We start from the raw sequence: 14,893 nt of genomic DNA on the forward strand, positions 1-14,893 counted from the left end.
AGAGACGGGTCAAGAATTCCTCAAGAAACGACGAGTTCAGGCCGGGCGCAGCGTGTAGCCGATGCCCCAGACGGTGCGAATCGGGTCGTCTCCGCTGGCCTCGCGGATCTTGCGACGCAGATTCGACATGTGCGTGTTGACGGTGCGCTCGTCGTATCCGGCCTCGGCTCCCCACACCTCGGCGTAGAGCTGGGGTTTGGACAGGACCAGGCGCGGGGCACGGATGAGTGCGGTGAGCAGGCCGAACTCGGTGCTCGTGAGGGCGAGTTCGTGGCCGCCGGCGGTGGCCCGCCGCTCGGTTTCGTCGAGCAGCAGGCCGGCGGCCTCGTGGACGACCCCGACCGTCCCCGCGCTGCCGGCGCGGCGCAGCGCAGCCTCGGCTCGGGCGACGACCTCGTCGACGTCGAAGGGCTTGGTGACGTAGTCGTCGGCGCCCATGTGCAGCAGGTCGATCTTGGTCCGGGTGGTCTCGCGGGCGGAGACGACGATGACGGGCACCTGTGACTCGGCGCGGATCGCGGCGAGGACCTCGTCTCCGCTCTTGAAGGGCAGCATGAGGTCGAGGAGCACCAGGTCGGGGTGCTCGGCGTGGGCCATACGGATGCCGTCGGGCCCGGTGCGTGCCGCGACGACGCGCCAGCCCTGCTCGGCGAAAATGTCGCCGAGCAGCCGGCCGGCCTGTTTGTCGTCCTCGACGATCAACACCACGGGTTCGGAGTCCACGGCGCCATTGTGCCAGCGGCAGACCGCTGGGGCCCGGCCCGCGTCCGTCCCGAGGCTCAGCGCGTCGGCCGGAAGCCGCGCAGGCGCAGGCTGTTCGTCACGACGAAGACCGAGCTGAACGCCATGGCGGCACCGGCGATCATCGGGTTGAGCAGGCCTGCCGCGGCGATCGGGATGGCGCACACGTTGTAGAAGAAGGCCCAGAACAGGTTGCCGTGGATGGTGCGCAGCGTGGCGCGCGAGAGGTCGATGGCGTCGACGGCGAGCATGAGGTCGTGGCGCATGAGCGTCAGGTCACTGGCCGCGATGGCAGCGTCGGTGCCGGTGCCCATGGCGATGCCGAGCTCGGCGGCGGCCAGGGCGGCGGCGTCGTTCACGCCGTCACCGATCATGGCGACCCGGTGGCCCTTCTCGCGCAGGTCGGTGATGACGGACAGCTTCTGCTCGGGCAGCACCTGGGCGTGCACCTCATCGATGCCCACCTGGGAGGCCACGTGGCCGGCCGCCCGCTCGTTGTCGCCGGTCAGCATGACCGTGCGCAGGCCCAGCGCGTGGAGGCGCTCGACGGCTCGCGCCGAGTTGTCGGCGACCTCGTCGGAGACGGCGATGACCCCGCGGACGGCGCCCGACCAGGCGACGAAGACGACCGTCGCCCCCTGAGCTGAGGCGGTGTCGGCGGCCTCGGTGAGCGGGCCGGGGATCGGCAGGGCCTGCTCCTCCATGAGGGCCGTGTTGCCCGCGAAGGCCGTCCTGCCCTCGAGATCGGCCTGTACGCCGCGGCCCGGGATGATGCGGAAGCCGTCGGCCGGTGGCACGGCTCCCTGCTCCGCGGCCCTGGCGACGATGGCCTCGGCGATCGGGTGCTCCGAGCCGGCCTCGAGCGCCGCGGCGTTGGCGAGGACGGTGGCGTCGTCCTCGCCGTCGGCCGGCACGACCCGCTGAACGCTCATCTCGCCCCTGGTGAGGGTGCCGGTCTTGTCCATGACGACCGTGTCGATGGTCCGCGCCTGTTCCAGGGCCTCGGGGCCGCGGATGACGACACCGAGCTGGGCGCCGCGCCCGGTGCCTGCGAGCAGGGCGGTCGGGGTGGCCAGGCCGAGGGCGCAGGGACAGCTGATGATGAGCACCGAGACGCCCGCGGTGATGGCGAAACTGGCGCCTGCGCCTGCGATGAGCCAGCCGAGCAGGGTGACGAGGGCGATACCGATGACGACCGGCACGAACACGGAGGCGATCCGGTCGGCCAGGCGTTGGGCATTGGACTTGCCGGTCTGGGCCTGTTCGACGAGGTGGGCGATCTGGGCCAGCTGGGTGTCGGCGCCCACGGCCGTGGCCCGCACGACGATGCGGCCCGTGGTGTTGAGCGTGGCGCCGACGACCCGGTCGCCCGGGCCGACCTCGACGGGAACGGACTCGCCCGTGATGACGTGGGCGTCGATGGCCGAATTGCCCTCGACGACCTCGCCGTCCGAGGCGACCTTCTCGCCGGGGCGGACGACGAAACGCCGGCCCACCGTGAGGGTCTCGATCGGCTTGGTGGTCTCGGTCCCGTCGTCGTCGAGGACGTGGACGAGTTTGGCCCCCATCTTGAGCAGCTCACGCAGGGCCGAGCCGGCCTCGGACTTGGAACGGGCCTCGATCCAACGGCCCAGGAGGATGAAGGTGATGGTGCCGCAGGCCGCCTCGAAGTAGACGGCGTCGAGGTTGTCGGCGCGCATCAGGTGAAGGCTGAAGGGGTGCTTCATGCCGATCATTCCGGCATTGCCGAAGAGCAGGCAGTAGGCACTCCAGAAGTAGGCGGCCAGCGTGCCGACGGAGATGAGCGTGTCCATCGTGAAGGCGCCGTGCCTGAGGTTGACCCACGCGGAGTGGTGGAAGCTCCAGCCTCCCCAGAACAGTACGGGGGTGGTGAGCACGAGACTCGCCCACTGCCACCCGGGGAACTGCAGGGGGGTGATCATCGACACGAGGATGACCGGCACGGCGATGCAGGCCGAGAAGACGAGGCGGCGCCTGATCCGGTCCGCGTGCTCGCGGGCCCTGGCCTCGGTGTCCTCGGCGGGATCGGGCAGGCTGGCGTCGTAGCCGGCGGCGCGGACCACCTCGATGAGTGACTCCGTGCTGGTGCCGTAGGGGGCCAGCACGTGCGCCTTGTTCGTCGCATAGTTCACCGCGGCCTGGACGCCGTCGACCTTGTTGAGTTTCTTCTGGATGCGCGCGGCGCAGGAGGCGCAGGTCATGCCCTGCACGTCGAGGTCGATGCTCGAGAACTCCGGCGACGCGGTCCTGCCGGCGCCCGAGTCGGGCTCGGTTCTCACGGTGTCAGTCATGTCAGTGCCTCCCGCGCCCGGATGGGGCGCTCCATCGTGTCGTGGGAATGAGACGTCGGCGGCCGGGGCACTGCGCGCCGCCGGCTGGGCCTGCCAGCGCATCGGCGATCTGCGCGGTGGGGCCCCCGCCAGGCGTCAGACGGCAGTGACCTGGTAGTCGCCGGCCTCGTCGACGGCTTCGGCGATCTTCGCGAAGTCGACCGGGGCGTCGCTGGTGACGACCATGGAGCCGTCGTCGAGGGTGACCTTGACGTCGGTGACGCCATCGATGGCCGAGACCTCTTCGGTGACGTGGTTGACGCAGTGCTCGCAGGTCATGCCGGTGACGGTGTAGTGGGCTGTGGTCATGTTCTCCCCCTCATGTGTGGTGGTGTCTTCGTGCCCGGGAACGGGCGGGTGCCCGCCCTGGGGATTCGAGCAGCCGAGCGATCAGGAGCGGACGAGCCTGGCGATGGCGTCGTGGGCCTCGGCCAGTTTGATCTCGGCCTCGTCACCGCCGGCACGCGCTGCGCGGACGACGCAGGTGCTCATGTGCTCGTCGAGCAGCCCCAGGGCGACGGATTGCAGGGCCTTCGTCGTGGCCGAGATCTGGGTGAGGATGTCGATGCAGTACTTCTCGTCCTCGACCATCTTCTGCAGGCCACGCACCTGCCCCTCGATGCGGCGCAGACGTTTGAGGTAGTTGTCCTTGTTGTCGAGATAGCCGTGATGGTGTCCGCACTCCGGGTCCTGGCAGCATTCGGACGTGGTGCGGGCGTCCTCGCCGGCGATCCTCAGCTCGCTCATAGCCAAGAGACTAATACCCCTCTAGGGTATTTTCAAATACCCTAGAGGGGTATCCGAGACGCGAATGAACCACCCTGCCCCACATGCTCAAACCGTCAATCATCGGCCACCCATAACCCCTAGTGGTTGAGCGCGAAATACCCTTAGGGGTCACCCGGTCGTCGTCACCTCGCGGCGGTGCATCATTATCCACAGCACGACACCGCGGTCGTGGATAACCATGGCGCGCGGCGGGGCCATACCTCATGCGTCCCGGAAGCTCAAATCGGGACCAGACGGCGCACTTCTCACAGAATTTCTCACAGCAAATACTTATCTTTGCTTGTCAAGTCGGTTTTCATAGAGAAAAATCTGTGAGCGCACAGAGCTGTGCACAAGTCGTCCACGCGACACGCCGCGGCCTTCCACACCTACCCGGAAATTGTCCACACCCCCTGTGGACAACTCTGTTTTCTTTGGTTTCTCCCGCGTTGAACGCCCCGCGTTCGCGGCGCTAGCGTGAGGGCCCGCGAGCCGGTCTCCGGGGCCCGAACGGATGGTTCTCCATCCGGGGAGCGGCCCGGTGGTTTTGTCAGTGGCGGCCTCTAGCGTGCCGAGTGCCACTGGTGGGACCGGGCCGGTTGCAGGGAACGAAGCAATGGGAGGGGAAGGGCGATGACCATCACGTCCATCATGAGCGAGGAGCCCCCTGCCGAGGCCCTCGACCGTGTTCCCCCGCAGGACATCGACGCAGAGAAATCGGTGCTGGGCGCCATGCTGCTGTCCAAGGACGCCATCGCCGACGTCACCGAGGAGCTGCGCCCCGACGACTTCTACCGTCCCAACCACGAGGCGATCTTCAACGCCATCATCGAGCTCTACGGCCACGGCGAGCCCGCCGATGCGGTGACGGTCGCGGCCCAGCTCGAGAGGACCGGTGAGCTCGAGCGGGTGGGGGGCCGGGTCTATCTCATCGACCTCATGCAGTCGGTCTCGATCGCGGCGAACGCCGGCCACTACGCGCAGATCGTCCACGACAAGGCGACGCTGCGCCGCCTCGTCGAGGCCAGCATGAAGATCTCCCAGCTCGGCTACCAGGGCGCGGGCGATGTGCCGGACATCGTCGACGCGGCCCAGCAGGCGATCTACGAGGTGTCGGACATCAACACCTCCGACGACTACCAGTCGTTGAAGGACCTGCTGGAACCGACCATCGATGAGATGGAGGCGATCCAGTCGCACGACGACGCCATGTCGGGTGTGCCCACCGGTTTCGCCGAGCTCGATGAACTCACCAACGGCCTGCACGCGGGCCAGATGGTCATCGTCGCGGCCAGGCCGGCGGTCGGCAAGTCCACGCTCGCCCTCGACCTGGCGCGTTCGGCCGCGGTGAAGAATGGCTTGACCACTGTCTACTTCAGCCTTGAGATGGGCAAGACCGAGCTGGTGATGCGTCTGCTGTCGGCCGAGGCGGGCGTGCCGCTCAACCACATCCGCAACGGCAAGATGAGCGAGGACGACTGGCAGCAGATCGTCCGCAAGACGGGTCACGTGCAGGAGGCGCCGCTGTTCATCGACGACTCGCCCAATCTGACGATGATGGAGATCCGCTCCAAGGCCCGGCGGCTGCGCCAGCGCAACGACCTGCGCCTGGTGATCATCGACTACCTGCAGCTGATGAGCTCGGGCCGCAAGGTCGAGAGCCGCCAGCTCGAGGTCTCCGAGTTCAGCCGCCAGATCAAGCTGCTCGCCAAGGAGCTCCAGATCCCGGTAATCGCGCTCTGTCAGCTCAACCGCGGGCCCGAGCAGCGCAACGACAAGAAGCCCATGCTGTCCGATCTGCGCGAGTCGGGCTCGCTGGAGCAGGACGCCGACGTCGTCATCCTCCTGCACCGTGAGGACGCCTACGACCGGGACAGCCCCCGCGCGGGTGAGGCCGACTTCATCGTCGCCAAGCACCGCAACGGGCCGACCGCCACCGTCACCACGGCCTTCCAGGGCCACTACTCGCGGTTCGTCGACATGCAGCGGTGACGATCTCGCCGCCCGCGCCCGCGAGTACGCCGTCTACCTGGCCGGCGACCGGCTCGAGGCCCTCTGCGACCACGAGTGAGCATCCGGCCGATCGCCGCGCCTCGCCGGTCTGCGTCTCAGAGCAGGGGCAGACCGGCGAGCATCGTCTGAAGGCGGATGACGCTGCGCGGGATGAACTCGGCGACCGTCAGACCGACGACGTCGGCCGCGCCGGCCAGGTCACCGATGACCCGGCGCACCTGGGCGCCGGTCAGCCCGCCGGGCACCTGCCCGAGACCGAGGACGACCTCGTCGGAGTCGACGACGTCCACGTCGAGGTGGATGGCGACCCTGTGCGCGCCGGTCGACGCGAGCCAGTCAAGCAGCGGCCGCGTGCTGTCGCGCAGGTCGTCGGGGCCGAAGGATGACAGGCCCCACTCGCCGACGTGCGCGTAGGCGTCCTCGACCCAGTCGTGCAGTCCGGCGAGCGCGACGCGCGAGGCGTCGACCGTGGCGGGCAGCATGCCGACGAGTTCGGGGTCGCCGCGCCCGAGGAGCGCGCTGACGGCCATGGCGTGCCAGCCGTCGTAACCGGTGTCGGGGGTGTCGACGTCGGGATGCGCGTCGAGCCAGACGATGGCCAGGTCGTCGCCGTACCTGGCGGCGAGGCTGGTGAACGGGGCGACGGAGACGGAACACTCGCCGCCGAGGGTGCAGATGCGTTCGGCGCCGGGGCAGGACTCGATGGCCTCGAGGGCGGCCCGGAGGCCGGCGCGGATCGCCGAGCGTGACTCGATCCCGCCGGTGGAGCCCTCGTCCGGGTCGCCGCCGTCGATGGGGACGATGCGGGTCGGCCCGGCGTGCTCGGGCAGGATCGCCTGCAGCACCTTCGTGCCGACCGTATAGGCCCGTCGGGCCCGGTCGATCTCGATGCCGGGCAGCAGTTCGGCGACGTTCGCCGCGTCGGCGCCCTGCCACTGCGGCCAGACGAGACGGAGAGTGGTCGTGCTGTTCGGGCCGGTGATGCTCATTCTCTGCTCCTTGTCCTCGTCATACCGGTCATGCCTGCCGTTCCGGCTGCCCGGCCCCTTGCGGCCGAGTTCAGTAAACGCTCCTGACCGCCTGCCACAACAGCTCGTGGCCCTCGGGGCCGGGGTGGATGCCGTCAACGAGCAGGTCGGCGCGCCCTTCGAGCGCCGGCCACGGGTCGATGAAACCGTGGCCGTTGTCCGGCGCCCACTGCGACAGCGCCCGGCGCAGCAGGCCGGCCGCCTCCAGCGTGACGTCCAGGCCCATCCCGGTCTTGTTGGCCTTCTCGTCGAACCAACCCGGGCCCATGACGACGACCCCTACTCCACGGCGTGCGAGGGCGTCGGCGGTCAGGTCCATGAGGGTCAGCACGTCGAGCGGGCTCGCCCTGACCCCGTCCACGCCGGCCAGGTCATTGATCCCGGCGGCGAGGATGATCGCGTCGGGCTGCCGCGACAGGGCCTCGTCGACGGTGGCCCGGCTCAGGACGCGCAGCGTCGCACCGGGCCACGACAGGTTGAAGACGCGGTTGGCCTGTTCGTCGAGGGCGATGTGATGCTGGGCCAGCCGGTGGGCCCAGCCGCCGGAGGCGTCCGCCCGCCCGTAGGCGATCGAGTCGCCGACGATCGCGATGCGCCTGAACCCGCTCAGGACCCCAGTGGCGGCCATCTCACCCTGCCTTCCGCGGACGTCTCCCGGCTCGTCAGTGCACCCGGGCACACCAGTGAGACTAGCCCCTCGGCACGGCCGCGTGGACTGGCGGTCCAGCCGCGAAGGACCTCAACCAGTGCCGGCATGGGCCCGAGGATCGTCAGCGTCGGACGACGGTCAGCAGGGGCTCAGGGCCCCGTCGCTCATGCGCAGCACCCGGTCGCACACCGGCAGCAGCCGCTCGTCGTGGGTCACCATGACCGCGGCCCTGCCTCGTTCGTGGGTCTGTTCGGCGAGCAGCCGGGCCACGACCTTCGCGCGTCCCGAGTCGAGCGCGGCCGTCGGCTCGTCCGCCAGGACGACCTGCGGGTCGTGGTACAGCGCCGTCGCGATCGCCACCCTCTGCCGTTCGCCGCCGGACAGTTCCTCCGGGTACTTGTCCCGGTGGTCGGCGATGCCCAGGGCCTCCAACAGCCCGGCCCGCCGCGCCTCATCCGCGGCGGTGCGTTCCACCTTGTCGTGCAGGGCGAGCTGATCGGTGACCCTCAGATAGGGCACCAAGCCGGCGTCCTGCAGGACGAAACCCATCTCGCGGTGGCGTCGCCGTGCCCGCTCCTTCTCGGGCAGCCCGGTGATCTCCCGGCCCGCCAGGAGGACCCGGCCCGCGCTCGGGGTGCGCAGCCCGCCCATGACGGTCAGCAGCGTCGACTTGCCCGAGCCGGACGGCCCGAGGACACCGACGAGTTCGCCTGCCCGGACGGTCAGGTCGGTCGCGTGCAGGGCGTCGATCGTCTCGTCGCCCTGGCGGTACTGCTTGCTCACCCCGGACAGTTCGAGCACGGGTGCGCCGTCCTGGGCCGCGCGCCGCGCCCTGTCCGCCCCGGCGCTCATGCGATCGCCTCCGCGGGGTCGATGCGTGACACGAAACGAACCGAGATGAGCCCACCGATCACCGAGCAGAGCACGAAGGCGGCCAGGATCGCCGCGTACTGGCCGGGCATGACGCGGAAGGGGATCTGCTCGGGCAGGACGAGCGAGGTCGCCGCGGTGAGCGCGAAACCGGCCAGCACCCCCGTCGCCGACAGCACGGCGGCCTGGACGACACCCGATCTCACGAGGTAGTTCGTCGGCACGCCGCGGGCCTTCATGATGCCGAAGACGGGTTTCTTCTGCAGGTTCAGCACGTACAGGAAGATCGCCAGCACCAGGGCCGCGATGACGATGAGTGCGGCCACCATGAGCGAGAAGGTGGCGACCTGAGCGCTGTAGCCGCTCAACGTGTTGATGAACTCCTGGGTGCTCAGCGCCTGCAGCCCTGCGTCGTCAAGGCTCTGCCGGGTCCGTTCGGGGACGGTCTGCTCATCGGATGCCGCGTGGTGGACGAGCAGCGCGTTGACCGCGGGGACGAGGGTGTTCGGCGTGTTGGCGAGGACCGCTTGGCGGTCGGCGAAGACCATCGGCGCCGTCGTATAGGTGTCATCGTGCGTGAACCCGACGACGGTCCACCGGTGCTCCGAGCCGACCAGCTGGAAGACGGTGCCCAGCCCCCAGCCGTCGCGTTTCAGCGAGTCGTCGACGACGACCTCGTCGGCGGCATCGACGACGTCCCTGCCCTCGACCACCTGGGGGCGGGCGAAGCCACCGAGGTCGAGGCCGAAGACGTACAGGTCGGAGCGCGTCTCCCCGGACGCCGCGCCCGAGACGGGCCTGGCGGTGCCCGCCACGAGGGCCAGCTCGTCGACCCCCTGGGCGGCCAGCGCACCGGTCCCGGCCTCCACCTGGTCCCGGCTCAGGAACGAGGCGTTGATCTGCTCGTTCGAGTCCTCGGTGATGACGACGGCCGCGGCATCGCGCTGCTCGATCCCGGTGCGGTAACTGCTGGCCAGGCCGTTCGCCAGCCCGTCGAGGAAGAACGTGAGGTAGGCCACGAGGGCGACGACCGCGACGGCGAGGGCGAACTTGGATGGTTGATGGCGTATTTCACGCAGTGCGAGGAACACATGACTCCGAACTCGATGGTGACCATTGACGTTCGGGGGTTGGCACCGAGGATAGCAACCGGAGCCGCGGCGCCGAAGCGACGGTTCCGGGGCTCCCGCCCGTCTCGCGTAGCGGGCGCCGTGTGGAGCCCGCCCATAGGATTGAGCGCATGACTGCCAAGGATCCCCTGTGGGAGCTGATCCGCTCAGAGGCGCGGCGTGACGCCGCCGAGGAACAGCTCCTCGCAAGCTTCCTGCACGCCTCGATCCTGGACCACGACCGCCTCGAGGACTCGATCAGTTTCATCCTCGCGTCCAAGCTGGGCAGCGAGACGCTGTCGAGCATGAGCCTGCGCCGGCTGATCGACGACGCCCTCGTCGCCGAACCCGGCATCGGCGTGGCGATCCGTGAGGACCTGCGCGCCGTGCTGCGCCGCGACCCGGCCTGCCGCAGCTATTCGACGCCACTGCTGTTCTTCAAGGGCTTCCACGCCCTGCAGTCCTACCGGGTCGCCCACCACTACTGGGTGGCCGGCCGCACCGTGCTGGCCCTGTACCTGCAGAGCCGTATCTCGGAGGTCTTCGCCGTCGACATCCACCCCGGTGCGCGCATCGGCAAGGGCATCATGTTCGACCACGCGACGAGCGTCGTCATCGGCGAGACGGCGGTGGTCGAGGACGACTTCTCGATGCTGCACGAGGTGACGCTCGGCGGCACCGGCAAGATCGGCGGCGACCGCCACCCGAAGATCGGGCGCGGCGTGACCATCGGCGCCGGCGCGAAGGTGCTGGGGAACATCCGGGTCGGCGACGGCGCCCAGGTGGGTGCCGGTTCGGTGGTGCTCAAGGACGTGCCGGCCCACGCGACGGTCGTCGGGGTGCCGGCCAGGGTCACGAACGCCCCCGTCGAGGCCGCCCCGTCCGACAGCGGCAGGCCCGGCGAGGGCGCGGCTGCGGACTAGCCCCGGACAGCGGACCGCCGTCGCTGCGGCGGCATGCCCCCGTCAGGGCTGGTCGCGGCGCCCCCTGTTCGAGCCGCGCACGGCCGCGGACAGGACGCTGGCGATGGCCAGGATGAGCAGTGCGGGCAGCCCCTCGCCACGGAAGGCACCACCGCCGCGCTGTCTCCTGGTTTGGTTCCTTGCCATCGTCACCCCTTGTCACACTGAACGCCGTTGGTCACGGCGCAACCCGCGGGCGCACCAAGTGCGCTCGCCGCGCCACGTAAGGCTAACGCAGTCCGGCGCTGGGGAGCCAGGTGTCCATTCCGGCGGGCCACGGCCGGACCACGCGTCTTCTTGGCGGGTGGACGTCTCAGCTCGTGGGCCGCAGCGGGCGGGCCCCTGGCCTCGGTACGCTGAACGCCATGCGAATGATCCGCCCCGAGGACCTCGGCACCGTGACCGCAGGCCTTCCCGACGAACCACGACTTGTCGCCCCCGGCAGCTTCTCCACCCCCCTCGAGCTGCTGAACCTCTTCGACGCCCGGCTCGAACGCTGGGCGCTGTTCTGCGTCAACGCCCCCGCGGGCATCCCCTCGCGCGAGGGCCTCACCCACGAGACCATCTTCCTCGGCCCGGCCATGCGCGCCTCGGGCCGCACCCGCTACTTCCCGATGCGGCTGTCCCTGTCGACGCGGCTGTTCCGCACATCCTGCCCGCCCGACGTGGTCGTCCTGCACACCACGCCGCCGCGCGACGGCAAGGTCTCCATGGGCATCGAGGTGCAGGTGATGTCCGGCGCCATCGAGGCCGTCCGGGCCCGTGGCGGGCTCGTCGTCGCCCAGGTGAACCCGCAGATGCCGTTCATTCACGGCGACGGCGTCCTCGACGTCGACGACATCGACTACGGCGTCGAGATCGACCACCCGATGATCACGATCCCCGAGCCCGTCCCCGACGACGCCTCACTGCGGCTGGGCGAACTCATCGCGGACCGGGTCGAGAACGGTTCGAGCATCCAGGCGGGCATCGGCGCCGTGCCCGACGCGGTGCTCGGCTGCCTGCACCAGCGCCGCGGCCTGCGGTTCTGGAGCGAACTGGTCAGCGATGGCGCCATGCTGCTCGACCGGGCGGGCGCCCTCGACCCCGACGTCCCGCTCACCGGCACCTTCATGCTGGGCACCCAGGAGTTCTACGACTGGGCCGACGACAACCCGAGGGTGCAGCTGCGGCGCTGCGAGGTGACGAACGACCCGGCCGTCATCGCCTCCTTCCCGAAGGTCGTCAGCGTCAACACGGCCATGCAGGTCGACCTGTTCGCGCAGACGAACGCGACCCGCCGCGGCGACCGCATCTACTCGGGCACCGGCGGCTCGACCGACTTCCTCGTCGGCGCCATGCACTCCGAGGGCGGCGAGGCGATCATCGCCCTGCACAGCTGGCACCCGAAGGCGGACGTGTCGACGGTCGTACCGAAGATCGCCTCACCGGTCACCTCGCTGCAGATGAGCGCGATCGCCACCGAGAACGGCATCGCGCAGGTCTTCGGCAACGACGAGCACGAGCAGGCCCGGCAGATCATCGAGCAGGCCGCACACCCGAACGCCCGGGACGAGCTGCGCGAGGCCGGTCGGGCGATGGGTCTGAAGGTCTGAGCGGGCAGGCCCAGACCATCTTCACCTTCGTAACGGAGCGGCGTGGCCTATAGGCTCTGTCCATGGATGAGGCCGCGTGGCGTGAGGCCTGGTTGCGCGCGCACCGGGTGATCAGTGGCGACCATGCGGACCTCGGGATGCAGTTGCTCGTTAGACGTCCTGGCCCAGCATCAGGAACGCACCATGGTGAGGACTTCTCCCACGCCACAGCAGTCGCCGCGGGCATCACGGACCACACCACCGAGAGTCGCAACAGATGATCCGACGGCAAACAGACGGGAAGGGGCGGGCCATGAGTGCTGAACGGAGCGTTCACGTGGTGGCCAGTGGCCTCGTCCAGGGCGTCGGTTTCCGCTGGCACACCCTGCAGCAGGCCGAGGCGCTCGGCCTGACCGGGTGGGTGCGGAACCTGCCGAACGGCGACGTCGAAATGTTCGTCCAGGGCGGCGAACTCGTGGTCGAGACCTTCCTGGCCTGGCTGCGGGAGGGGCCCGGTTACGCGCAGGTCCGCAGGCTCCGGGTGCGCGAGGCGCCGCGGCAGGGGGGCCTGACCGGGTTCACGGTCCGCTGATCCGGCAACGCACTGAGCCCCAGTCCCCCACCCAACCGGCCAGGGCCCTCTCCGGTGCGAGGATGTTGGATGCTCTCCCCCGCCCGGGCGGGCCGGCACTCACCGCGTACTTGTTCTCGGTACTCAAAGCTTGCTTCCCCCTACCCGGGCGGGCTGGGCGCAGACGTGCCCCTCACCACAATGCGGGTCTGGTCCCGGCCCAGGGTTTCGGTGGGCCGGGTACGAGAGCGACGCATCGCAGGGCACCCCGCCGGGCGGGCCAGGACATGCCGGGCCTTCCCGCCTCATTCCTGCTGGCCGTTGTTGGCCGCCCAGAACCGTTCGGCCTCGTCGCTGCGGCCCTCGCGGTCGAGCCAGTTGGCGCCGAGGGCGGCGAACTCGCCGCGCAGCCGGGCGTCCTGCATCCGATCGGCCAGCTCCATTCCGGCCGCGATGTCGGTGAAGGCGCCGCGCTCGTCGTTGACGGCCAGCCGGATTCGGGCGCGCAGGTCGAGTGTCGAGGCCGCGAACTCCTCGTTGCCGTGGGCGAGGATCTGCTCGGGCGCGTCACCGAGCTCGCTCAGGGCCTGGTCGTAGGCGCGGTGGGTGGCCAGCAGCCGCACCCGGTCGATCGCGACGTCGAGCATCGTCATCTCGGTGTCGATGTTCGTCCGTTCCGCGAACTCGGTGTCGGCCAGCACCCGGTCGCGCAGCGTCTGACCGGCCTCCGCCGCCTCGGCGTGCACGGCCAGGCCGGCGTCCAGTCCGTCGGCGTCGGCCGCCGCCCACATGCGGCGGCGCTGCAGTCTCAGCAGTTCCATCTCGTCGCCGGCGGCGCGGGCCTGCTCGACGGCCTGGGTGTACGCCCGCAGCGACTCGACCGCATCCGCATCGCGCAGTTCGTCGCCGACGATCCCGAGCAGGAAGGCCGCGGCTCCCGGGGCGTCCAGCTGCTGGGCGTCGGCTGCGCCGCGGCGGGCCAGCGAGACGGCCCGGTCGCTCTCCCCCAGCGTCTGGCACAGCCGGGCGCCCATGTGCAGCAGGTTGGCGCGCTGGTAGAGCATCTGGTCCGGGCTCCAGGACACGTACGGGTCGTCGGGGATCTCCAGGTCCGCCAGGGCCTGCTCGACGATCTCGATGGCCTCCACGGTCCTGCCCTGGCGCATGAGCAGGTCGGCCAGGTCCCACCGGACGTTGGTCACGACGGCCCTCCTGCCGGAGGCCTGGGCGGCGGCGAGTGCCCTCTGGTAGTAGTGCTCCGCCTCGGGGGCGTCGCCGCACGTCTCGCTCATGAGCGCCCGCTGGCCCAGTGCGTTGGCGAGGAAACCGATCGTGCCCATCCGCGAGTGGTACTCGATGAGCCTGTCGCACACCGCCATCGCCTCGTCGCGCTCGTCCGCGTTCCACAGGGTCGAGATCCTGGACATGCCCAGGTGCTGCCTGATCGAGGGGAATTCATCGGGGTCGGGGAAGTAGGACTCCACCTCGCCCCAGGTGCTGTGCACCAGGTCGGGCGCCGAACCGGCCTGCAGCAGCAGGTGGCCGAGGGCATTGCGTTCCCGGGGCTCGGAGCCGGGTGTGACCCCCAGCGCGAGCAGTTCCTCGCGGCGCTGCCGGCAGGCCTCCGGGGAGTCGGCGTCGAGCGGCGTGTGGTTGAGCGCCGACAGGACACGGCCGGGTGAGCCCGTGGCGCGGATGCGGGCGAGCAGTTCGTCAGCACGATCCTGGTCGTGGGTGATCGTCATGGCCAGCCAGTACTCGACACCGAGCGCCCTGTCGGGTCGACCACTGGCCTGCAGCAGGCGGATGCCGGTCTCGTTGCTCTCCAGTTCGGCCGAGACCCGCAGGTCGGGGTCGAGGCCGGTGATGTTGAGCTCGGCGAGCGCGACCTGCTCCTGGAAGTCCGGGTCATCGCTGATGTCGGCCTGCTCGATCGCCTTCTCTCGCAGCTCGCGCCAGCGCGCCAGCAGGGCACGCTCTGCGCTGAGCCCTCCCCAGCGTACGATGCGGTCGGCCAGCCCCATGAGATCCATGACGCCGGCGTCCGCGATCTCGTCCGGCCCGGGAGACAGCGGGTGCTGCGAGTCGCCGTCGGGGGCGAAGACGCTGCGGGATCCGGCGACGCCCGGGGTGAGGGGCATGGGGGTTAGGTGTTGTGGGTCATGACGTTGTGGGCGCTGGGGGTGGGGAACGGGTCTCTGTCCGGCACGATGGGTGGTGCTGAAACCGTTCATCTGTTGACAGGAGACCCGTTCCA

14 protein-coding genes are annotated in these 14,893 nt (G+C 69.8%); 4 read left to right on the forward strand and 10 right to left on the reverse strand.

Annotated features, from left to right (window positions below; genetic code table 11):
- Window positions 1–36: 36 nt before the first annotated feature.
- The 4 genes from PROPJV5_RS06805 to PROPJV5_RS06820 form a co-directional block, all read right to left on the reverse strand.
- Complete coding sequence (locus tag PROPJV5_RS06805) at window positions 37–723, reverse strand: response regulator transcription factor (RefSeq protein ID WP_182858608.1); 687 nt, start codon at window positions 721–723, stop codon at window positions 37–39.
- A gap of 56 nt (window positions 724–779) precedes the next feature.
- On the reverse strand, window positions 780–3,053 hold the full coding sequence (locus PROPJV5_RS06810; RefSeq protein WP_119715575.1) for a heavy metal translocating P-type ATPase: 2,274 nt from the start codon (window positions 3,051–3,053) through the stop codon (window positions 780–782).
- A gap of 135 nt (window positions 3,054–3,188) precedes the next feature.
- Window positions 3,189–3,401: a heavy-metal-associated domain-containing protein gene (locus PROPJV5_RS06815; RefSeq protein WP_119715576.1), complete on the reverse strand. Its 213-nt coding sequence runs from the start codon at window positions 3,399–3,401 to the stop codon at window positions 3,189–3,191.
- Between the two features lie 81 nt (window positions 3,402–3,482).
- A complete protein-coding gene (locus PROPJV5_RS06820) occupies window positions 3,483–3,839 on the reverse strand; it encodes a metal-sensitive transcriptional regulator (protein WP_239018417.1) in 357 nt (118 codons plus the stop codon).
- Between the two features lie 672 nt (window positions 3,840–4,511).
- Between PROPJV5_RS06820 and dnaB the strand changes: the two genes are divergently transcribed.
- The gene (gene dnaB, locus PROPJV5_RS06825; RefSeq protein WP_119715621.1) at window positions 4,512–5,852 is read left to right on the forward strand and encodes a replicative DNA helicase; all 1,341 of its coding nucleotides are present in this window, start codon (window positions 4,512–4,514) and stop codon (window positions 5,850–5,852) included.
- 116 nt (window positions 5,853–5,968) lie between these two features.
- Here dnaB and PROPJV5_RS06830 read toward each other — a convergent pair whose 3' ends face one another.
- The 4 genes from PROPJV5_RS06830 to PROPJV5_RS06845 form a co-directional block, all read right to left on the reverse strand.
- Window positions 5,969–6,862: an arginase family protein gene (locus PROPJV5_RS06830; protein ID WP_119715577.1), complete on the reverse strand. Its 894-nt coding sequence runs from the start codon at window positions 6,860–6,862 to the stop codon at window positions 5,969–5,971.
- A gap of 70 nt (window positions 6,863–6,932) precedes the next feature.
- Entirely contained in the window at window positions 6,933–7,529 is a 597-nt protein-coding gene (locus PROPJV5_RS06835; protein WP_119715578.1) for an SGNH/GDSL hydrolase family protein, read from the reverse strand.
- 159 nt (window positions 7,530–7,688) lie between these two features.
- Window positions 7,689–8,402 carry an ABC transporter ATP-binding protein gene (locus PROPJV5_RS06840; RefSeq protein WP_119715579.1) on the reverse strand — a complete coding sequence of 238 codons (714 nt, stop codon included), beginning with the start codon at window positions 8,400–8,402 and terminating at the stop codon, window positions 7,689–7,691.
- Entirely contained in the window at window positions 8,399–9,511 is a 1,113-nt protein-coding gene (locus PROPJV5_RS06845) for an ABC transporter permease (RefSeq protein ID WP_119715580.1), read from the reverse strand. Before PROPJV5_RS06845 ends, PROPJV5_RS06840 begins: the two co-directional genes overlap by 4 nt.
- A 149-nt stretch (window positions 9,512–9,660) precedes the next feature.
- Here PROPJV5_RS06845 and cysE point away from each other — a divergent pair, with 149 nt between their 5' ends.
- On the forward strand, window positions 9,661–10,452 hold the full coding sequence (gene cysE, locus PROPJV5_RS06850) for a serine O-acetyltransferase (RefSeq protein WP_119715581.1): 792 nt from the start codon (window positions 9,661–9,663) through the stop codon (window positions 10,450–10,452).
- Between the two features lie 42 nt (window positions 10,453–10,494).
- Here the strand turns inward: cysE and PROPJV5_RS12525 are convergent, their stop codons facing one another.
- Complete coding sequence (locus PROPJV5_RS12525) at window positions 10,495–10,638, reverse strand: hypothetical protein (protein ID WP_182858609.1); 144 nt, start codon at window positions 10,636–10,638, stop codon at window positions 10,495–10,497.
- Between the two features lie 224 nt (window positions 10,639–10,862).
- Between PROPJV5_RS12525 and PROPJV5_RS06855 the strand changes: the two genes are divergently transcribed.
- Both PROPJV5_RS06855 and PROPJV5_RS06860 read left to right on the forward strand, forming a co-directional pair.
- Window positions 10,863–12,086: an acetyl-CoA hydrolase/transferase family protein gene (locus PROPJV5_RS06855; RefSeq protein ID WP_119715582.1), complete on the forward strand. Its 1,224-nt coding sequence runs from the start codon at window positions 10,863–10,865 to the stop codon at window positions 12,084–12,086.
- Between the two features lie 292 nt (window positions 12,087–12,378).
- Complete coding sequence (locus PROPJV5_RS06860; protein WP_119715583.1) at window positions 12,379–12,657, forward strand: acylphosphatase; 279 nt, start codon at window positions 12,379–12,381, stop codon at window positions 12,655–12,657.
- Between the two features lie 284 nt (window positions 12,658–12,941).
- Here PROPJV5_RS06860 and PROPJV5_RS06865 read toward each other — a convergent pair whose 3' ends face one another.
- Window positions 12,942–14,777, reverse strand: a complete 1,836-nt coding sequence (locus tag PROPJV5_RS06865) for a tetratricopeptide repeat protein (protein ID WP_182858610.1) — start codon at window positions 14,775–14,777, stop codon at window positions 12,942–12,944.
- Between the last annotated feature and the right edge of the window lie 116 nt (window positions 14,778–14,893).

This window comes from Propionibacterium ruminifibrarum, from assembly GCF_900289195.1.
Classification (GTDB): Bacteria; Actinomycetota; Actinomycetes; order Propionibacteriales; family Propionibacteriaceae; genus Propionibacterium; species Propionibacterium ruminifibrarum.